This is a genomic window from Dysgonomonas sp. 521 (assembly GCF_010501055.1).
Taxonomy (GTDB): domain Bacteria; phylum Bacteroidota; class Bacteroidia; order Bacteroidales; family Dysgonomonadaceae; genus Dysgonomonas.
The window spans coordinates 15,152-37,830 of the sequence record NZ_QVMO01000026.1 but is presented as its reverse complement, the minus strand read 5'-3'; the positions used below and the strand labels follow the sequence as shown (position 1 = coordinate 37,830).

Here is a 22,679-nt window from a genome sequence, read left to right as displayed (position 1 = left end):
TTTCGTGTGGCTTTAACAACCACACGATACAATCGTGCAGCAGCAAGGTTAAGTCCCCCAAGAGGGAAGGGTTAAACAACTAATGTTGTAATAAATTCTTTTCATTACTTAATAAATAAAACAATATATGAAAACAAACAAATTAATAAAAACAACCCTTACTGCCTGCTTATTGTCGCTGACAATAAGCTTGCAGGCACAGGTAACGATGGGAGGCAATAAGGAGCCTGAAATCTTCTCGGTGCTCGAATTGATCTCAAACGAGAGTGCAGGGCTTCGCATGCCGATACTGTCTACACAAGAGCGTGACGATATAACTACAACACAGAAGTTCCAAGACAATGCCACCGGTTTGGCTAAAGGACTGACCATATACAACACATCAAATGACTGCCTTGAGTTTTGGAGCGGTACCAAATGGATATCCACCTGCAAGGGAGAAACTCCTACATATCCTATAACCAGAGAAGCTACCGTAAACAGCTGCATCCCTTATATGTTTACTTACCAGACGCTTAATCTATGGATAAATTATTCTGCAACTCCCGCACCCACTTCGTACCAATGGGTAGTAGACGGGCAGGCTGTGGAAGGCGCTACTTCCGATACTTACGCATATACTCCTCCCTCCAACCTGGCATTAGAGAAGGATGAACTCGGCAACTATAAAAAGACTGTAAAATTCACCTGCCAAATGGAGATTGATGGGGAAATAAAGCAAACCATTGATTACGAAGTATTGGTGGTGAGGGCTACCAAAGGCTCACTGTCGCCTATCTATGTAAACGCATGGAATGAGGCAGGTACAGCGCTGGAGAAAGAAACCTTTGCCCATGTGAATCTGGGAGATGAGAACGAAACCAATCCTTGCAATATGTTAGGCTACCTTTTCCAGTGGGGGCGTAAGGCTGACGGACATCAGGAAAGGTCTTCTTTACAATACCCAGCAACAGGATTCGGCACTTCTTCAACTATAGCCCAATTAACCGATTTGGATGCTAATGGACAAGTCTTATCTGACAGGCCTCAATACGGTAAATACATACCAGGTTATACTGGATCAAAAGATGACTGGCGCAATCCTCAATCAGACACATTATGGGGAGATGGAACTGAGAAGCGTAACCAGCTTAAGACCGCAAGCGATCCTTGTCCTACCGGATGGAAAGTTCCTAGTAGAGAACAATGGCAGTCGATATATAAAGTTTCAGGTGCTGGCATCCCAAGCCAGGCTACAGCTAACTCCTGGACATATATAAAAGGGATTGCAATACCCGCAAATAAAGCACCCGGAGGCTTTGCTTTAGCAGATATCCTTTATTTGCCAATTGGAGGCTATCGGGATTTTATGGATATATGGTTTATAGGAGCTACAGGTAATGGAAACTACTGGACTAGCACAAGTACACTCAAAGATGGGAATGCTGTGTCTTATGATATTGCTTTCTATTCTGGAGGTGTTGACACTTTTTACAGAATGTTTCGTTCCGCGGGTTGTTCTGTACGTTGTATAAAAGAATAAGAATAGATAAAAGACCAGTATAGTTAATACAGAAGGATTAGTTCAGATTGAGCTAATCCTTCTGGCGTTTTTAAACACCTCCGTTGCCCAAACACCTAACCTCTTACATTTCACCTATTGCGTAACATGCAATTCAGCATCTTCGTGCCCATCACAAAGCTACAGAGGCATCTCACATCGTGCCTAAAACCCTAAGGCAATATACCGGAAAACAAGCCACAAGCCTATTCCTGTACGATATATCTAAAAGTGGGAATAAAATATCTAAAAGTGGGAATAAGAAAAGTATGCTCATTTTACTTTTGTTTCCAGTTCACAAATTCTACCGTAATACTGGAAAATATGAAGAATACGATTTTTTATTCAGAAAACCTAAGTCTAAAACATGACATTCTCTATACATCAATTTTTCAAAGAAAACTAAACGGGGATTTTCCAATCTCCCCATTTCTGCTATTATTCGCAGAAGCCTTGAATACTATTTACTATTAGCTCATAATCAGCTTTTGTTAACTTAAAATATTTAATACATGAAAACAAACCTTGATGATAGTTAGTCTCTTCACCAATTTGAACCAATCATATTATGATAATTAATTTTTTAATTGCACAAAACTAACTAGTAATGAATAATAAAACAAAGCAAGTTTGGAAAATTCCTGGCTTATGTCTTTTTCTGCTATTTATATGCTTAACAGCAAGAGCGCAGAACGGGAATATTATTACAGGAAATGTAGTAGATGAGAGCGATGAACCTCTCATTGGGGCCAACATTACATTGAAAGGGAATACTGCAATAGGAACCATCACAGATTATGATGGGAACTTTTCGTTAAATGTTCCTGCCGGAACAAAAACCATTGTAGTTACATACGTCGGAATGGCAACGCAAGAAATAAGCATTGCAGGAAAGAGCCATTTCAAAGTAGTATTATCAGAAAATAATGCCATCCTAGGCGAAGTGATCGTTGTAGGATATGGCCAGCAGAAAAAGGCCAGTGTAGTAGGCGCTATTACGCAAACGACCGGAAAAGTATTGGAGCGCGCAGCCGGTGTTTCCGACATTGGAGCCGCATTGACGGGGAATTTGCCGGGTGTGATTACAACACAGAGTACGGGTATGCCGGGAGAGGAAGAACCTCAAATAGTGATCCGTGGTGCAAGCTCATGGAATAATAGTGATCCATTGGTTTTAGTAGATGGTATCGAACGTCCGATGAGTTCTGTTGACATCAGTTCAGTTGAATCTATTTCTGTTCTGAAAGATGCCTCTGCTACTGCTGTATATGGGGTAAAGGGAGCAAATGGAGTAATCCTTATCACAACCAAAAGGGGGTCGGATGGCAGAGCAAAAATAGATGTAGGTTTTAATGCGACTTTAAAATCGCCATCGAAGCTCCCAAACAAGTTAGACTCTTATGACGCCTTAATGGCACGCAATACAGCCATTGAACACGAGTTGGCATTGACTCCTGATTCATGGGAATACATCAGACCGCAGTCTTTTATCAACAACTACCGGAATCAGACTTCAATAGAACAGAGAGAGCGCTATCCCAATGTAGATTGGCAGGACGCCCTTTTCAAAAATGCGGCAATGTCTTACAACGCGAATATAAATATCTCGGGGGGAACTAAGTACGTGAAATACTTTGCATCCGCCGATTTTGTACATGAGGGAGACCTTTATCGTGTCTATGATAACGGACGTAATTATAATGCCGGATATGGATATGACCGCCTCAATGTGCGTAGTAATCTCGATTTTCAGATTACAAAAACCACCCTGTTCAAAGTGAATCTGGCTGGTTCGAACGCTATAAAGAAAACACCTTGGGGACAAACAGACAATTCTACATGGGCAGTAGCTCAACAGTGGTCGGGAGCATACAATATTGCGCCGGACGTTTTCTTACCTCAATATTCGGATGGTTCCTGGGGGTACTATCCTAATATTTCGAACGTAACAAACTCCGCTGCTACGATCTCCTTAGGCGGAACGATGCAAACCACTACCACACGTATCAATACAGACTTTACTTTAGAACAGGATCTAAGCTTTATAACAAAAGGCCTGACAGCAAGAGGTACTGTAGCGTGGGATAATATCTTCGTGGAATTCGAGAGAGGAATCAATGACATGAACAACTCGGCTCAGGCCAAATGGATAGACCCTGAAACCGGGATTGTATACAATCAGCAAAATTACGACGCCAACAACAAATTCGACTGGATGCAAGGTGTCAACTGGGCTACATCCGGAGGTGCTGTGAAGAACGACGAAACTGTACGTAACCTTTACTACCAGGTTCAATTGAACTGGGCTCGTCAATTCGGCAAACATAACCTTACTGCTATGGGCGTTTTTAGCCGTCAGGAAGAAGCCAGAGGTAGTGTGATGCCGATCTATCGCGAAGACTGGGCGTTCCGTACAACTTACGATTATGCCGATAAATATTTTATCGAATACAATGGGGCATATAACGGTTCCGATAAATTCAGTAAAGAGAATCGTTTTGCATTCTTCAACTCCGGAGCTATAGGCTGGATGTTAAGCGGAGAAAAATTCATGCAGGGGCTCAAGTTTATAGATATGTTCAAAGTCAGGGCTTCGTATGGAGAAATCGGAGACGACAATCTGGGCGGCGACAAATTTGATTCGGCAAGGCGCTGGTTGTATATGACTCAATGGGCTTATGGAGGAAATGCATCAATGGACCTGAATCATGGAACAAGCCCATACACTTGGTACAGAAAATCTGCACTGGGCAATGCTGATGTAAAATGGGAAACCGTGAAGAAATTGAATGTCGGCGCCGATTATTCATTCCTCAATGGCCTCTTTATCGGTAGTGTGGATATATTCCGCGACGAGCGGAAAGACATCCTTGTTTGGGGAGACGACCGTTCGGTGCCTTCCTATCTGGGAGCAACGCCCCCTACGGCCAATATAGGTAAAGTACGCACCAGTGGTTATGAACTGGAACTACGTATAAACAAAACATTTTCGAATCAACTACGGCTTTGGGGTAACTTCAATATGACACATTCCAAAAATAAGATATTACAAAAAGATGACCAGGCTCTAAGGCCGGCCTATCAAAAATCTGCCGGATACAGTATGGGTCAGTACACCTCTTATGTAGATGCCGGATATGTGAATACTTATGACCAACTATATGGAAGTACGCGGCACGATACGAATGACTCACATAAGCTGCCCGGCGATTATAATATTATCGACTTCAATGGAGATGGCGTCATCGATAACAAGGATTTAGTCCCTTACGGCTACTCCGGTACTCCGCAGAACACATTCAATGCCACTGTCGGTTTCGAGTGGAAAGGGTTCAGTGCCTTTGTTCAGTTCTATGGAGTGACCAATGTAACCAGAGATGTGAGCTTAACCAGCTTTGGCAACAAATTGAATACCGTATATGATATAGGTACATGGTGGTCGAAAGAAAACACCTCTGCCGATGTAGTTGTGCCGCGCTGGTCTTCCAGCCCAAGCTACAACACCAGTACTCAACATTTGTATGACGGTTCATATATCCGTCTGAAAAATGCCGAAGTCGCTTATACTTTTACAAGTGGCTGGATAAAAAAACTAGGTGTAAATAATCTGAAAATATATCTCAATGGTAATAACCTATGGTTGTGGACAAGAATGCCTGACGACCGCGAATCCAATTTGTCCGGCGCCGGTTATCTAGGAGCTTACCCTACAGTGAGACGTTACAATTTAGGTATAAAATTCTCATTATAATATCGAAGAAGATGAAAAAAATATATAAGACTTTTTTGTGGAGCGGTATTCTGTCCTTAATGTTGGGAATGGGTCTGACTTCTTGTGAAGATTATCTGGATAAGGAACCGGACTCTACTGTATCGGAAGAAGAGGCGTTCAAGAATTTTATAAATTTCCAAGGCTATATAGAAGAAATTTATAACTGTATTCCCGATAAGGAAAAATGTAACTGGTGTCCTTCGTGGAACTGGGGAGACGATGAGATCTTCAATCCGGAAGCCGACAATCGTATGACTCATCAGGCAGACTTGGGCAACTTCCGAGCATGGAGCACTACAGGCAACTGGCTGTTCAGAGATGGAAGCAACTCTACCTCTACCGGAGACGGATCGCCAAAAAATCACTCATTGTGGCCTCATGCATGGTATTGTATCAGCAAGGCTAATGAGGGGATTGCAAATATAGATAAACTGAAGGCTTCGCAAGAAGAAAGGAACTTGATAGAGGGACAATTATACTTCTTCAGAGCATGGTGGCATTTCGAGTTGATGGCATACTTTGGAGGTCTTCCGTATGTAGATCAGATACTGGATGCTACAGGCTCGTTGACCTTGCCCCGGCTAAGTTATCAGGAGTGTGCTGATAAGGCTGCGGCCGATTTCAGGAAAGCGGCAGATTTGTTGCCTATCGATTGGGATAATACGACCGCAGGTAAGAATACCGTGGGTAAAAACCAATTGCGCATCAATAAGATTATGGCATTGGGATACTTGGGTAAAAACTACTTATGGGCTGGTAGTCCTTTGATGAAAAATGGCGCGCAACTTGGAGGTGGCCAGACTTACAACTACGATGAAGAATATTGCAAAAAGGCGGCAGAAGCTTTTGGCGAACTTCTCAACCTTGTAGAGAGCGGTCAGACCCAATATGCCCTGGCCGAATTTAACTATAAAAATATATACGAGCATGAAAGGTCTTCAAGCGCTTCATCCTGCTATTCCGATATATTTTATACAACTCGCCAGAACTGGCTGCAACCGGGTTCGGTAGAGGCTATCTTCCGCGGGCCATCCCCTGATTATAATGCCAGCAACTGGAATACATCGAAAGTATTCGGACCGAAGGTTGCCAACCTGGTAGGACATGACAATGTTATTCATCAGCCAACAGCCAATTATGTGAATCTGTATGGTATGGCCAATGGTTTGCCTTTGGATGATCCTAATTCGGGCTTCGACCCTAACTATCCGTTCAAGGACCGTGACCCTCGTTTCTATCATGATATCGTATTCGATGGATTCAAATATGTAAATGGTGCAATGCCGGCCGATATGGAATATCTGCGCTATTGCAGCCTTTATAGCAACGGAGCTATGAGGCCGGTAGCCAATGCAAGCCGTACCGGTTATTTTATTCAGAAGCTCGTTCCTCACACTTGTAACGAATATGACAGGACTTACGATTGGGGCGGAAACTTCCATTCTTATTTACCTTATATGCGCTTAGCTGATATTTACCTGATGTACGCAGAATCCTGTGCTGCATTTGGTGGGGCTGCAGGCAAATCAGCCAATTTCTCTAAAACAGCAACAGATGCGCTCAACACTATCCGCGACCGTGTAGGAGCAGGGCAAATCACCAGTGCTTATACTTCCGATAAGCATAAATTTATGAATGAAATTCGCAGGGAACGTGCCGTAGAACTTTCGTTCGAAGGATTCCGCTTCAATGATTTACAACGTTGGTTGCTTCTTACTGAATATCCATATACAGTAAAGACTTCTCAGGAATTTGACCGTATAGAAAGTGTGGATTTCTTCAAGGATAATGACCCTAAAGATGCCAGAGTAGGCAATTTCAGACAAGAAACTATTCTTACCCGCGTGTATGGAACAAAACATTACTGGTTCCCTCTTCCTGACGATGATGTATATCTGTATCTGGAATTCGGACAAAATCCGGGCTGGTAAATCCCAGCAGAGTAAACCAATGTCTAATTATAAACGAATAAACGATGAAATATATACAATCAAGATTCATTTTATGCGCTATGTTTGTCCTTTCTCCTTTTGTGATAAAGGCACAGACTATTGCCGAAAATGATACGGATTCACTCAGTAACGATAAAGACAAGCAATCATTGGTGCAGGTCGCATTCCGGAAAGTAGCGCAAAACGATCTGCTGGGTGGTGTATCTGTAGTTAATGTCGAAGAACTGACCAAGAAGAACTATAATACATATAGTTTGGATAACATGCAGGGATATATCGGCGGCTGGAATGGAAGTTCGCTATGGGGTATGGACGGATACCTGGTGCTGGTAGATGGCATCCCCCGTGTCGCCAACAATGTTTTACCTAGCGAAATAGATCAGATAACATTCCTGAAAGGGGCACAGGCTGTAGTCCTTTATGGTAGCCAGGCATCCAAAGGCGTTGTCTATATTACCACCAAGAGGGGTAAAACGGAGGGTCTTAACATAAGTGTACGTGCCAATACCGGTTTCCATGTATCGAAGAGCTATCCCGAATATCTGGGTTCTGCCGAATATATGACACTTTACAACGAAGCGCGTGGCAACGATGGGCTGTCTTCATTATACAGCGAAACAGACATCTATAACTATGCCTCCGGGAAAAACCCATACCGTTATCCGAATGTAGATTTTTATTCTTCCGAACATTTGAAGAAAGTATATAACCGTTCGGAAGTAACAGCTGAAATTACAGGTGGAGGTAAACGTGCTCATTTTTACAGCAATATCGGTTATTATCATCAAAATGACCTGTTCAAGATCGGAGAAGCAAAAGACAATGGAGTCAACCGTCTGAATGTACGTGGAAACGTAGATGTGATGATAAGTAACACTATCAGCGCATATATCAATGCCAACGCTACATTCTATGACGCAAAAAGTGCCAAAGGAAACTACTGGGGAGCTGCATCTACATTCCGTCCCAATAGGGTGGCACCCTTGATTCCTCTAAGTTATATCGATCAGAATGCTTTGACTGCCTGGGATTTGGTAAACAACACTGATAATATTATTGATGGTAAATACTTTCTTGGCGGTACGCAAATAGATCAGACGAATGTATTTGGAGATATTTATGCCGCAGGGAGCAGTAAATACACCAGCCGTTATTTTCAGTTTGATACAGGTGTGGATATCGACCTGAACAGGACACTGAAGGGACTGTCGTTCCATACTAAATTCGCGGTGGATTATGCCACAGGATATACAACGTCTTTCGATAACACATATTCGGTATATGCACCTACATGGTCAAACTATAATGGTAACGACATAATTGTAAACCTGACAAAGTATAACAATGATAAAAGACCCGGAACTCAGAATGTAAGCGGCAGTGCCGATACACAGACAATGGCCTTTTCCGGACAGTTTGACTATGTAAACACCTTCGCAAACGATCACAATGTGTCGGCTATGCTTATCGCTTCCGGTTATCAGCAGACCGTATCCACCGAGTATCATAAGACCTCTAATGCGAATCTGGCTTTACAGCTTGGTTACAATTACCAGAACAGGTATTATGCCGACTTCGGAGCAGCAGTGATACATTCCGCCAAACTGGCCGAAGGACACCGAAACGCTTTCTCGCCATCGCTTACATTGGGTTGGAGATTAAGTAACGAAGGGTTCCTCTCCGGTTCTAGTGTGGTAGACGATCTTGTATTGAGCGCCTCGGGTAGCATCCTGCATCAGGACATTGATATTACAGATTACTACATGTACAAGTCGGCCTGGTCTCAGGATTACGGATGGAGCTGGTACGACGGCAGTTTGGAGAAATATACAATGTCTTTACGCGGCGAGAATAAAGATTTGACATTTATCAAGCGTAAGGAATTCTCTACCAGTCTGAAAGCTTCGCTATGGCAGAAAATGATTACGGCTGATGCGTCATTTTTTATCAACTCTATGGAAGGCCATATTATAACACCAAGCACTCTTTTCCCTAATTATTTATCTACATACTATCCGGCGGCATCATTTGTTCCGTATATGAATTATGATAATAACAAGCGCGTAGGATTCGATTTCAGTGTTAACTTCAACAAGAATCTGGGAGAAGTTGACTTTTCATTGGGTGTATCAGGAACTTACTATGACACGAAAGCAACCAAACGCAGTGAAGCGAATGAATACGCATATCTAAACCGGAAAGGTAAACCGATTGACTGCATTTGGGGGCTTCAAAGCACCGGGCTATTCCAAAGCGAAGAAGAAATAGCAGCTGCTCCGGAACAAAAGCTGGGCGGTACGGTAAAACCCGGAGATATTAAATATATCGACCAGAACAATGATGGCGTTATTGATGACAAAGATATTGTATATCTGGGTAAAGGAGGATGGTATGGAGATCCGTTTACATTGGGCATAAACATGACTCTGAAATGGAAAGACTTTACATTCTTCGCTCTGGGTACAGGCGGCTTTGGCTCTAATGGCATAAAGAACAGCTCGTACTACTGGGTATACGGAGACGGTAAATACTCGGCCATAGTAAGAGATCGTTGGACAGAAGAGACGAAATCTACAGCCACTTATCCGCGTTTGACTACCGAGAGTGGAAGTAACAATTTCCGTACATCGGACTACTGGATGTACAAGGCTAACCGGTTTAATCTGGCTAAAGTACAGATAACATACGACTTGCCGAAACATATACTGCAAAAGAGTTTTATCAGGGAATTTTCAGCATACTTGAGCGGTGCTAACCTACTGACTATCTCTAAAGAACGTGAACTGATGGAAATGAGTGTAGGTACTGCACCACAAACCAGATACTACAATATAGGGATAAAAGCCGTATTCTAATATTTAAAATGCAATAGTATGAAAATAATAAAAAATATAACAAAACTGCTGGTTATCATACCTCTGTTGTTTACATCCTGCGACGACCTGTTTTCCCCTGCTTTGGAAAACAACCGCGACTTAGATGTTATGTATGAAGAACCGGGATATGCGCAAGGGGTATTAGGATATGCCTATTCGATGCTACCCTATCTGACGAAGTCTGAAACAGATATAGCGACAGACGATGCTGTTACGAATGACAGATCCAGTGATTATATCAGTATGGCCACAGGCTCGTGGACAGCCAACAGCGACCCTATGAGCCAATGGCAAAGCCGCAGAGCTGCCATTCAGTATCTGAATCTGTTTCTGGCTGAAGCTGACAAAGTAGTATGGGCAAAAGATGAAAATGTGCATACTATGTACTGTGATCGCCTCAAAGGGGAAGCTTACGGGCTGCGTGCACTGAATATGTATTATCTGTTGATGGCTCACGGAGGATGGACTGCTGACGGAAAACTACTGGGTATACCTAATGTAACTACTGTAGATGATATTAATTCGGACTTCAATCTTCCCAGAGATACATTTCAGGAATGTATAGACCAAATATTCAGCGATATATCTAAAGCACTGGAATTATTACCTCTCGACTATAATGATATAAAAGATGCCGACATTCCGGCTAAATATAAAGCTATAGGAGTAACCAATGCCGGAGATTACAACCGTGTAAACGGCACGCATATACGTGGACGCCTTACTGCCCGCATAGCAGAAGCTATTCGTGCTCAGGCTGCATTACTTGCCGCCAGCCCGGCATATAACGAAGGCACTACAGTAAAATGGAGCGATGCGGCGGATTATGCAGCTCTGGTTCTCAATCGTATTAATGGAGTAAGTGGCATAGACCCTACAGGGCACACTTGGTTTATGAACAAATCGGAGATCAATGCTCTGGGTTCGGGTGCAGTACCGGCTGAAATTCTGTGGAGAGGCGACAAAGATAATAGTACTGAAGATTATGCTATGGGACTATCTCAGGAAAAAAGTAATTATCCTCCTTCTCTCTATGGTAGCGGCCGTATAAACCCTACCCAGAATCTTGTAGATGCTTTCCCGATGGCAAATGGCTATCCGATTGCAGACGCTGCCAATAGTGGGTACTCAGCAAACGATCCGTATACAGACCGTGATTCTCGCCTGAGCCAATACATCCTGTACAATGGAAGCAAATATGGAACAAGTAATGCGGAAATTATTACCGGAACTTATGGAACCAACAATGATGCCTTGAACAAAGAAAGCACATCGACCCGTACCGGTTATTACCTGCGCAAATTACTACGTGACGACTGTAATCCTGATCCATCGTACAATACGGCTCAGTATCACTATCCGGTACGCATCCGCTTCACTGAGATATTCCTTGCTTACGCTGAGGCTGCAAACGAAGCTTGGGGCCCGACCAACAGCGGAAGTCACGGATATAGCGCTTATGATGTCATCAAAGCCATCCGCAGCCGTGCAGGCGTAGGAACAAGTAATGGAGATGCCTATCTGGAAAGTATCAAGAGTGACCAGAATAAAATGCGGGAGCTGATACGTAACGAACGCCGGCTCGAACTTTGTTTCGAAAACCGTCGCTTCTGGGATTTGCGTCGTTGGAAAGCCAGCATTAATGAGCCAGCAAAAGGTATACAGATAGATAAGCAAAGTGACGAAACCTTGAAATACACAACTATCGCTGTAGAAGAAAGAAACTATAAAGATTATATGTATTATGGACCAGTTCCTTACGGTGAAGTACTGAAATGGAGTAATCTACAACAGAATCAGGGTTGGTAAACGAACAATTATAAAATACTAAATATTGAAAAATATGAAACTGTTTAAATTATTATATATATTGTCCGCCGGGATTTTGACCATATTGGTTAGCGCTTGCGAAAACCAAGATGTTGAATTCTCAGATTATGAAGGCGGAACCACTGTATACTTCGCTTATCAGTATCCGGTACGTACTATCGTATTGGGAGAAGATACCTATGATACAACCCTCGACAATGAACATCGTTGCGAAATATATGCAGCCATGGGGGGAGTATACGCTAACAAGAAAAAGGTCGGCATCGATTTTGTTGTTGACAATACATTATGCAACAACCTGTTTTTTGAGGACGGAAGTGCGGTAACGCCTATGCCTTCAAACTATTATACACTCGGAGGCAACCAGATCATACTGGATCATAAAATGCAGGGAGCTGTTGGTGTACAATTGCAAGACGCGTTCTTCTCAGACCCTAAAGCCTTGGAAAAAACGTATGTAATACCTCTGCTGATGACAAAAGTTCAGAATGCCGATCGTATTCTTACAGGAAGCCAACTGATAGAAGGCGCACCCCGTACTTATGCTGACGCATGGGACATTCTGCCTCAGGACTATGTATTATATTGTTTGAAGTTCATTAACCAGTGGCATGCGAAGTACCTTCGCAGAGGAGTAGATCAGATTACAGAAAATGGAGCAACCACCTCCAACGTTCGTCATAAAGAAAATATCGAAGATGATGAGATTTGCAGCCTGACAACTGCCGGACTGAAAGTTACCAACTTTCCGGTAAGCACTTCGGTTTCGGCTATTGGAGAAGACGGGCAGCCGACTTCGAAAACACTTACCTGCAACCTGTTGCTCAACTTCAACGATAACAACGAATGTACTATCACTACCGACACAAAAGGCTATACAGCCAGCGGTTCGGGTAAATTTGTAAAAGGCGGCGACAAAAACAATTGGGGCAACAAAGATCGTAATGTTATGTATCTGGAATACAATATAGATTTTGGGACGAAACAATATTCAACAAAAGATACTTTAGTCGTACAAACCCGGGGTATCACAGGAGAATGGTTCATTCCTTCTTATATAGCACAGTAACCATTTAATCAAAGATGAATATGAAACAATATTATAAAATTTTGTTAGCTATCATAGTTGGTGCCGTATTGGTATCCTGTGCTGACGAGTTTAAAACCGATTTCAGCGCTGATAAGCCGGAGAATATTGCAAAATACGAATATCTGGATGCCTATGAAGCCTTGAAAACATATGTTGACCGTAATGCCCATCCCAACTTCAAGTTGGGAACAGGCATCACTGTAAGCGATTTCTTAAATAAAGATTTAATCTATAGTCTGGCTTGTTCTAACTTCGATGAACTGACGGCAGGTAATGCAATGAAGTACAGTTCGTGTGTAGGAGACGATGGTACGATGGATTTCTCTCAGGTGATAAAGTTTGTAGATGCTGCTAAAGGCGCGGGCTTGAGCATCTATGGACATACTTTACTATGGCATGCGCAACAAAACAATAAATATCTGAACTCGCTGATAGCAGACAGGGAAGTTCCCGGAACGGGAGGCCCTTCACTGGAGGCAAGCGTAATCACTAATTCAGACTTCGAAAGCGGAAGCGATGGCTGGGGAGGCTGGGGAAATAACTCCACTAACGGAAGAACAAACGAAGGAGAAGGTTTCGATGGAGGCCATGCTTTTGTTTTCACTAACCCTTCTGCAGTAAACCCTTGGGAAGCACAAATTGCTTACAACGTTGCGGCAGCCTTGGAGGTTGGTTCCACATACGTTCTGAATTTTAAGGTCAAAGGTACTCAGTCCGGTAGTATTACCGCGTCTCTGCAGAATCCTGATGGCTATAAGGGTTGTGGCGATTTTCCGGCATTTGAGATTACTCCTGAGTGGAAAGAGCAAACTCTGGAAGTGGTTGTAACAGGAGAAAACGCAATACGTTTCCTGTTCAATTATGGCACATACGCCGGCACTATATATATAGATGACATAACGCTCCGCCGCTTAAATCCAGATGGAAGCGGTTCCGTTATGATTAAGAAATATGTAGTACAAAACGACTTTGAAGATGGAGAAGCTATTATGGGTTGGGGAAATGGTTCTACCCGTCAGGTAGTGGATGGAAAAGGTTACAATCAGACGAAAGGTCTCGAAATAGTGAATCCTTCCGCTGTAAATTCTTGGGAGGCACAAGCAGGCTACGATTTTTCTGAAGCATTAATCGAAGGTGAAACTTATTATCTGAACCTGAAAATCAAAGGGAATGCAGAAGGGTCTGTAGGAGCCTCTTTCCAGAATCCGGATGGATATCAGGGACGTGGCGATTTTCCGGCTATAGCTATTACTACCGATTGGCAGGATGTCACAGTACAGGCTAAAGTTACCGGCGATGGAACCACCCGCTTTTTATTCAACCTCGGGGGATATGCCGGAACCATCTGGATGGACGACTTGTCTCTCTATCGTGAAGAATCCAGCAATACGATCCCATTAACAGATGAAGAAAAGAAAGAAATACTTACCGATGCCTTAGAAACATGGGTCAAGGGCATGATGGAGGCTTGCGATGGCTATGTAAAATCATGGGATGTAGTAAATGAGCCGATGTCTGATGCAAATACATCTGAATTAAAATCCGCCGCTACAGCTTCGGCAGAAGAGGCCCGGAGTAATTTCTATTGGCAGGATTACCTTGGTAAGGACTATGCGCGTCAGGCAATTAAGTTTGCACGCCAGTATGGAGGCGACGACCTGAAGCTTTTCATCAACGATTATAATCTGGAAGCTACCTATAACAATAACGCCAAATGTGACGGTTTAATCAAAATGGTAGAATACTGGGAATCGGATGGCGTAACTAAAATTGACGGTATTGGCACGCAGATGCACGTATCTTATAATATGGATGCCGAAAAGCAAAAGAAGCAGGAAGACTGTATTGTGAAAATGTACGAACTATTGGCCGCTTCGGGTAAGCTGGTCAAGGTATCAGAGTTGGACATGGGTATTCTGGATGCGGAAGGCAACGCCATCAAGACTGTAGACCTGACTTACGAACAGCAATTACAGATGTCGGAGTTCTACAAGTTCATTATAAAGAAATACTTTGAAATTATTCCAGTTAATCAGCAATATGGCATTACACACTGGAGTCCGGCAGACAGTCCGGAAAACAGCCATTGGCGCAAAGGGGAACCTATCGGTCTTTGGAGCCTAAATTATAACCGGAAACCTGTTTATGCAGGGTATGCAGACGGATTAGCCGGAAAATAGACATATTGCAGACTCTAAATCATTTTTATTTTGAATAGCGGAATCTTTATTTAAAGGATTTCGCTATTTTTGCAAATATTTACATAAAATATAATTTTTGTTAACATTTTACTCAAGGATTTTTTACTAGATTTGTTTAAAGAAACTTGATCTAACCTTACTATGAAGTTCATATTATTGATAATCTCTGCTATATCCTTTTTCCTTACAGCTCATTCATCTAATATCAGGTTCTATGATATTAATACAATTCATAGTATAAATATGAGAGAGGTGGCATCGGTATGTAAAGACAAGAATGGATTTATCTGGTCAGCATCCAAAACCGGCATTCTAAGACTTTCCGATGATGATTACCATATTTACCAGCTCCCTTACGAAACCGCAGATATTATTTACACGAAACTTGTTTATGAACATGGAAACCTCTCAGCGTTTACCAATAATGGCCAGGTATTTTGCTATAATGAAATATTAGACAAATTTGAACTGCTGATTGATATCCGCAAGCCGCTGAATGACAGCCATCTTGTACTATATGAAATACTTACCGAAGAAAACGGTAGTTTGCTGATGGCTACGACAGTAGGATTGTACAAGTACCATAAAGGGAACTTATCCCAAATAGAAAAGCAATTGTCGCAAGTACAAAATATAACATGGTATGACAAGCATCAATTATTTATTCTTGAACCCAACGGTATCTGGCTCATGGATACCAAAACAATGAAAAGTAAACATATCTACAAATATACCGAACGGCCATCCATCAGATTTACCTGTTCTTATTACGATAAAGAAGAAAAACTCTTATGGTGTGGCACTACTTCCGACGGGCTTTTTTATTATAATGTAGCTACGGGCAATTTTTCCGAATCGTCTTTTCCTAAACAACCTATCCAGGCGATTGAGCCTAATTCTGACTCTACTATCCTGATCGGTATTGATGGGCAAGGCATCTGGGAGTTAGCTAGAAAAGGAAATAAAGTTTTAAATATCTATAAAGAAGACGTAGACAACCCATCATCCTTGAAAGGAGATGGAGTATATGACATTTTCAGTGACGAAAACAAACGGATATGGGTGTGTACTTACAGTGGAGGCCTATCCTACTTTGATCAGGTCTCAGCTAATGTGAATCACTTAGTGCATCAGATAGGAGATGTAAACTCACTGAATAATAATGTGGTCAACAAAATAATAGAGGATAGCAGAGGCATTATCTGGTTTGCGACAAACAATGGCATCAGTAGCTGGAACAGGAATTCAAATAAATGGAAAACATACTTTGACGATAACAAAGAACAGGCGCAGGTATTTCTTTCTCTGTGCGAAGATAATAAGGGGAATATTTGGGCAGGGACATACTCGTCCGGATTTTATGTGATCGATGGCAAGACTGGACAGGAAATAAAATATTACTCTAAAAATGCGGAAAACTCCTCATTAACAAACAACTTTATATTTGACATCTTCAAAGACAGTGACGGAGACCTTTGGATGGGAAGCCCTCTGGGAGATGTATTCTGCTATGTGGAGAATGAAAATAAATTTAAAGTTTATCCATACCTGCCGGTTCATACTTTTGCAGAACTGTCTCCTGACAATATTCTATTAGCCTGCACCTATGGCCTATCCATACTGAATAAACAAACAGCAGAAACAGAAATATTACTGGATGGATACCTGCTGTATGATATACTGCTCATAAATGATGATGCATGGCTATGCACAAGTGGGGACGGATTACTTCGCTTCAATCTAAAAAATAAATCAACAGAAAAATTTACGACCGAATCGGGACTTCCTTCCAATTATATTAACAGCATATTATTGGAAGACGGTTACTTATGGCTGGGAACAGAAAACGGATTATGCAGATTTAATCCGGAAGACAAAAGCGTGCTGATATGTTCCTCTTTATCCCCTTATTTGAATGTTTCATTTAATCAAAACTCCAACTTTAAACTCAAAAACGGGCAACTGATATGGGGTAGCAATAATGGCGCGGCTATGTTCGAACCAATAGCAATCCAATACGCGCAACCTGAAGGCCGTATCTTTTTTCAGGATATGATTATTTCCGGCCGTTCGATCCGAAATACTCCCTCTCTAAAGCTGGATACACCTTTGGACAATTTGCATAAAATTTCACTCGGTTATGAGCAAAACACACTGACAATAGAATTTCTCTCCATTGGGATGTCGACTGTAAATTCCAAGTTTTCGTGGAAGATGGAAGGAATAGATGAAGAATGGACGCAACCGACAAATTCGCGTGTGTTAACGTATGCGAGCATACCTAGTGGAGATTTTAAACTGAAAATAAGGATGTATGACAGTTCCCTCTCCCATGTCATAAACGAACGCACATTAGATATACATATTACTCCTCCATTCTGGAAAACCTGGTGGTTCCGGTTCATAATAATTGTCTTTGTAGGTGGAATTGTCTTTTTTGCTTTGCGATTCTATATTAATCGTCTGAAACAGAAGCACACAGAAGATAAGATCCGTTTTTTTACCAATACGGCACATGACATCCGCACATCGCTGACATTAATCAATGCACCGATAGAAGAATTAAACAAAGAGCAGAATTTATCTGAAAAAGGACATTATTACCTCAACCTTGCCACTGAACAGTCTGGCCGCCTTTCCTTTGTTACTACACAATTACTCGATTTCCAGAAGGTAGACATAGGCAAAGGGCAAGTTTTTTTAATAATGACCGACATTGTAAGTTTAGTATATCGCCGGAAATCGATGTTCGAGGCTATGGCTAAAAAGCAAAACATCAGCGTGGAATTCTCCTCCAATGAGGATTCATATATGACAGCCGTAGATGAACTTAAAATAGAAAAGATTGTAGACAACCTTATATCCAATGCTATCAAATATTCGCATCCGGATGGAAAAGTAGAAATAAAGCTGGAGTGTGAAAATGACAGGTGGGCATTAGAAGTGAAAGACTATGGCCTGGGCATTTCCAACAATGCAAAGAACAAATTATTTAAAGAATTTTACAGAGGGGACAATACGGTTAACTCCAAAATGGTAGGATCGGGAATCGGTTTGCTGCTCACCAAAAACTATGTATCCATGCATCATGGCGACATCTCCTTCGACAGCAAAGAAAATGAGGGTTCAAAATTCAGAGTCACAATTCCTTATAAGAAAGTATCGTTTACACAGCCTGTTGTAAATCGCAACAAAACGGATGAATTGGCTAATATTCAGAAAGAATCTCAAGAATCAGACTTATCAAAGAAGGAGATATTGGATGAAAAAAAAGCACACATCCTCATTGTTGAAGATAATAACGACTTACAGAATTTTCTGGCATACTCCTTTCAGGATCAGTATAATATAACAGTAACGAATGATGGCGTTGAGGCATGGAACCAGATAGCGAAAAAACTGCCTGATCTGATTATTTCTGACATTATGATGCCCAACATGGATGGGTTTGAACTTTGCCGTCTGGTAAAATCCACATACGAAACATCTCATATACCGATTGTACTGCTTACTGCGTTGACAGAAAAAACACAACAACTACAGGGACTGGGATTTGGAGCCGACGATTATCTGACAAAGCCGTTCGATATGGCATTGCTTTCCCAGCGGATCAAGACGATTATTCAAAACCGCAAAACTGTACGGGATAAAGCCCTAAAGCTAATAAATGAGAAGAACGATGAACCGATCTTATCCAATGAGATGAACGACAAATTTGTAAAAAAAGCGGTAGAAGTCGTTCGTTCCAATATGGATAATCCTGAATTCGATAAAGAGACATTTGCTTCGGCTATGAATGTAAGTTCATCACTTTTATACAAAAAAATTAAATCATTGACAGATCAATCCCCTATAGATTTTATTAAAAGTATCCGGTTAAACTATGCTTCCGAATTATTGCAAACAAAAAAATATACGGTAACCGAAGTAAGTATAATGTGTGGATTCTCAAGCATCAAATACTTTAGTTCCGCCTTTAAAAAACATTTTGGCAAATCCCCTTCCGAAATATAATGCCTGTTTACGAATAACGGCTGTGGTATCCAACCAGATTCACAGTCGTACTGTTGAACGATACTTTTTTATGTGTCCAGACATATCAATGTGTTGTATCTATTGTTTACCGGAAGGCAATTTCCTCGCATTTCCAATATATAGGGAGTCAAATATCTAAAAATGGGAATCAAATATCTAAAAGTTGGAATCGAAGAAAAGAACTCATTTTACATTTGTTGTTAGTTCGTATTATATTTATCACACTACTTAAAAAGATTTATATTCCATGACTAACATTTATTCTATGCTTAAAATGCTAATTTGTATTTACCTGACATTATGCTTCTGTTCGTGTAACTCTCAGGTACAAACTGTACCAAAAGGCGACTTTGTGGCGTACTTCGATTATTTCACATACACCGGTGAAGACGATTTCTATAAAAATAACCCACTGTCAGATAATAGTCAGTTCTATAATCCGATTCTGCCCGGATGGTATTCCGATCCGAGTATTTGTACTAATGGAGAAGATTATTTTTTGGTAACGTCTACATTCGTATATTATCCCGGCGTACCTATTTTTCACAGTAAGGATTTAGTCAACTGGAAGCAGATAGGACATGTTTTAGATCGTCCTTCACAATTAGAGAAGTTTCAGGGACAACACGTTAGTGGCGGAATATTTGCTCCAGATATAAGCTACAATCCCCATAACCAGACATATTATATGATTACGACCAATGTCGGAGCCGGAAACTTCTTCGTGAAAACAAAAGATCCGTTCGGAGAATGGTCTGAGCCTATATATTTACCAGAAGTCGGAGGTATAGACCCCTCATTCTTCTTTGACGACGACGGACGGGCATATATTATCAACAATGACGGCATGGATGGCAAAGAATTGTATGACGGGCACAGGTCGATACGTGTACGCGAATTTGATGTAAAAACAGACAAAACGGTAGGCGAATGGAAAATGCTTGTAAACGGAGGTGTTAATCTGGCAGAAAAACCTATCTGGATAGAAGGGCCACATATATATAAAATCAAAGGCGAATATTACCTGATGGCAGCCGAAGGCGGAACCGGACCCAACCATACGGAAGTTATCTTTAAAGGAGACAGCCCGATGGGCACCTTCAAGCCTTGGGACAAAAATCCGATACTTACCCAGAAACATTTACAGGGAAACCGTCCGAACCCGATTACATGCGCCGGACATGCCGACCTTGTGCAAACAAAAGAAGGAGACTGGTGGGCTGTATTCCTGGCATGCAGGCCAATCGATAATAAATTTGAAAACCTCGGACGTGAAACATTCATTATGCCTGTAAGATGGAGCGACGACGGGTATCCTTATATGACTAAAGATGATGAAGTGATACCTATGATTCTGAAAAGGGAGAATGTAACGCGAGGTGCGGATGTTACCTTCGGCAACTTTGACTGGCGCGACGATTTTAATTCCGCTTCTTTGGGATTGGAATGGATGACATTGCGCGCTCCTGCCGAAGACTTGTATTCACTTACCGAAAATCAGGGTTACCTTTCTTTGAAAAGTTCAGATATAAAGGTTACCGACAAGAAAACGCCGGCTTTCCTTACCCGCCGTATGCAACACCACAAGTTTGTTGCTACATCACGCATGTATTTTAATCCGTCAGACGACCAGGATGTTGCCGGCATCTTACTTTTCAAGGACGAAAAGCATTATTTGTTCTTTTCGATACAGGGTCTCGAAAATGAAAAAGGAATCAGAGTGGAACAAGTTAACGGAGAAGGGAATAGCAGTGTACTGGCTCACAGCACTCTTCCTTTACAAAAAGACCAGCCTGTAGACCTGAAAGTCGTTTCCAATGGCACTGACTATGATTTCTACTATAGCACAGATGGTAACAACTGGCAACAAGTAGCACAAGGTGTCTCGACACAGGTGTTATCTTCTGCGAATGCAGGAGGATTTACAGGTACCACGATAGGTATGTATGCGACAAAAAGCAGTGAAAAATAATTTAGATAATACAGTAGCATCCGGACTTTTAACTTCGGATGTTAGAAACTGTTTAAATTTTATTCGTTCAAATTTTTAGAGATTTTTTAGAGATTTTTATTTACATACGCTTCGCTCCTGTGACCGCTGGTTGAGTTGAGAGAAAGGAAAAAACAGCCGAAAACAGACTGAAAATGAACGAAGAAAAAGGTATAATAAAATATTCGTATAAAATTTAAACAGTTTCTTATTGTATTAATCTGAAAACTAAAACCGAACCATGAAAAAACTTATATGCCTGTTATCTGTGATAGGGATCAGCCTTTCCCTTATCTCACAAAGCCTCGTGGGGCTACCTTCCGAAACGAATATCCCCGAAGCTCAATACCCAAAAGTAAATGAAGACTTAAGTGCTACCTTCAAAATATTTGCTCCCGAAGTAACAGAATTGCAAGTGGATATTTGCGGAAGAAGGTATCCGATGGCGAAAGACGCTGATGGTGCTTGGACTGTTACGACCGAACCGCTTGTTGTAGGCTTCCATTACTACTTTCTTCTGGTAGACGGGGTTTCGGTAACCGACCCGTCTGTAGATACATTCTTTGGATGCGGGAGGATGGCAAGTGGAATAGAAATACCCGAAAAGGAGGAAAATGCAGCCTATTATTCCTTCAACAAAGAAATTCCTCACGGTCAGGTGCGCGAGTGCCATTATTACTCCGAAATAGAGAAGAAACAACGCAGATGCTTTGTTTACACTCCTGCCGAATATGAAACGAATCCGACAAAACGATATCCGGTCTTATACCTGCAACATGGGATGGGCGAAAATGAAACAGGATGGAGCCGTCAGGGAAAAATGAGCTTCATTATGGACAATCAGATAAACCAGGGAAAATGCGTACCTATGATAGTAGTAATGGATTATGGTAATTGCGGGTATATATACGGGGCAAAAAAAGATGAAACAAGGGAAGAATTCGGAGCGTCTTTTACCCCTATACTTCTCAATGATATAATACCTTATATAGACACGAATTTCAGGACTATCAACGACAGGGATTACCGGGCTATGGCCGGGCTATCGTGGGGTGGGCACCAGACATTTAATACTACATTGAACAACTTAGACAAATTTGCTCATATAGGCGCATTCAGCGGCGCTTTGTTTTTTATTCGGAAAGAAAACCTAAAGGAAGCCTATAACGGAGTTTTTGCCGATGCAGCCACGTTCAACAAGAGAGTACATACTTTCTTTTTGGGAATGGGTTCGGAAGAGAATATGGGCAGCAAAGCCGTCAGTGATTCGTTGAAAGAAATCGGGATAGAAAATGTGTTTTATGAATCGGAAGGAACTCATCATGAGTGGCTGACCTGGAGAAGATGCCTCAACGAATTCCTGCCTCTCATCTTTAAACAATAATATTACGAA

The 22,679-nt window shown here is 41.7% G+C and carries 10 protein-coding genes; all 10 read left to right on the top strand.

Going from position 1 to position 22,679, the window contains the following annotated elements:
- Positions 1–127 precede the first annotated feature (127 nt).
- The 10 genes from D0T84_RS09415 (at position 128) to D0T84_RS09370 (ending at position 22,670) form a co-directional block, all read left to right on the top strand.
- Complete coding sequence (locus tag D0T84_RS09415) at positions 128–1,522, top strand: FISUMP domain-containing protein (protein ID WP_163307629.1); 1,395 nt, start codon at positions 128–130, stop codon at positions 1,520–1,522.
- Positions 1,523–2,147: 625 nt separating this feature from the next.
- Positions 2,148–5,291: a TonB-dependent receptor gene (locus D0T84_RS09410; RefSeq protein ID WP_163307628.1), complete on the top strand. Its 3,144-nt coding sequence runs from the start codon at positions 2,148–2,150 to the stop codon at positions 5,289–5,291.
- A gap of 11 nt (positions 5,292–5,302) precedes the next feature.
- Entirely contained in the window at positions 5,303–7,243 is a 1,941-nt protein-coding gene (locus D0T84_RS09405; protein ID WP_163307627.1) for a RagB/SusD family nutrient uptake outer membrane protein, read from the top strand.
- 44 nt (positions 7,244–7,287) lie between these two features.
- Entirely contained in the window at positions 7,288–10,119 is a 2,832-nt protein-coding gene (locus tag D0T84_RS09400; protein ID WP_163307626.1) for a SusC/RagA family TonB-linked outer membrane protein, read from the top strand.
- A gap of 18 nt (positions 10,120–10,137) precedes the next feature.
- On the top strand, positions 10,138–11,949 hold the full coding sequence (locus D0T84_RS09395) for a RagB/SusD family nutrient uptake outer membrane protein (protein WP_163307625.1): 1,812 nt from the start codon (positions 10,138–10,140) through the stop codon (positions 11,947–11,949).
- A gap of 34 nt (positions 11,950–11,983) precedes the next feature.
- Positions 11,984–13,039 carry a DUF5627 domain-containing protein gene (locus tag D0T84_RS09390; RefSeq protein ID WP_163307624.1) on the top strand — a complete coding sequence of 352 codons (1,056 nt, stop codon included), beginning with the start codon at positions 11,984–11,986 and terminating at the stop codon, positions 13,037–13,039.
- Positions 13,040–13,059: 20 nt separating this feature from the next.
- Complete coding sequence (locus D0T84_RS09385; RefSeq protein WP_163307623.1) at positions 13,060–15,240, top strand: endo-1,4-beta-xylanase; 2,181 nt, start codon at positions 13,060–13,062, stop codon at positions 15,238–15,240.
- Between the two features lie 162 nt (positions 15,241–15,402).
- Positions 15,403–19,275, top strand: a complete 3,873-nt coding sequence (locus D0T84_RS09380; protein ID WP_163307622.1) for a hybrid sensor histidine kinase/response regulator transcription factor — start codon at positions 15,403–15,405, stop codon at positions 19,273–19,275.
- Between the two features lie 268 nt (positions 19,276–19,543).
- The gene (locus D0T84_RS09375) at positions 19,544–21,268 is read left to right on the top strand and encodes a glycoside hydrolase family 43 protein (protein ID WP_163307621.1); all 1,725 of its coding nucleotides are present in this window, start codon (positions 19,544–19,546) and stop codon (positions 21,266–21,268) included.
- Between the two features lie 259 nt (positions 21,269–21,527).
- Positions 21,528–22,670, top strand: a complete 1,143-nt coding sequence (locus D0T84_RS09370) for an alpha/beta hydrolase-fold protein (RefSeq protein ID WP_163307620.1) — start codon at positions 21,528–21,530, stop codon at positions 22,668–22,670.
- Positions 22,671–22,679 lie beyond the last annotated feature (9 nt).

Excerpts from the sequence above, each read along its gene's own strand:
- D0T84_RS09415 (WP_163307629.1), top strand. The coding sequence starts at position 128 with ATGAAAACAAACAAATTAATAAAAACAACCCTTACTGCCTGCTTATTG.
- D0T84_RS09410 (WP_163307628.1), top strand. The coding sequence starts at position 2,148 with ATGAATAATAAAACAAAGCAAGTTTGGAAAATTCCTGGCTTATGTCTT.
- D0T84_RS09405 (WP_163307627.1), top strand. The coding sequence starts at position 5,303 with ATGAAAAAAATATATAAGACTTTTTTGTGGAGCGGTATTCTGTCCTTA.
- D0T84_RS09400 (WP_163307626.1), top strand. The coding sequence starts at position 7,288 with ATGAAATATATACAATCAAGATTCATTTTATGCGCTATGTTTGTCCTT.
- D0T84_RS09395 (WP_163307625.1), top strand. The coding sequence starts at position 10,138 with ATGAAAATAATAAAAAATATAACAAAACTGCTGGTTATCATACCTCTG.
- D0T84_RS09390 (WP_163307624.1), top strand. The coding sequence starts at position 11,984 with ATGAAACTGTTTAAATTATTATATATATTGTCCGCCGGGATTTTGACC.
- D0T84_RS09385 (WP_163307623.1), top strand. The coding sequence starts at position 13,060 with ATGAAACAATATTATAAAATTTTGTTAGCTATCATAGTTGGTGCCGTA.
- D0T84_RS09380 (WP_163307622.1), top strand. The coding sequence starts at position 15,403 with ATGAAGTTCATATTATTGATAATCTCTGCTATATCCTTTTTCCTTACA.
- D0T84_RS09375 (WP_163307621.1), top strand. The coding sequence starts at position 19,544 with ATGACTAACATTTATTCTATGCTTAAAATGCTAATTTGTATTTACCTG.
- D0T84_RS09370 (WP_163307620.1), top strand. The coding sequence starts at position 21,528 with ATGAAAAAACTTATATGCCTGTTATCTGTGATAGGGATCAGCCTTTCC.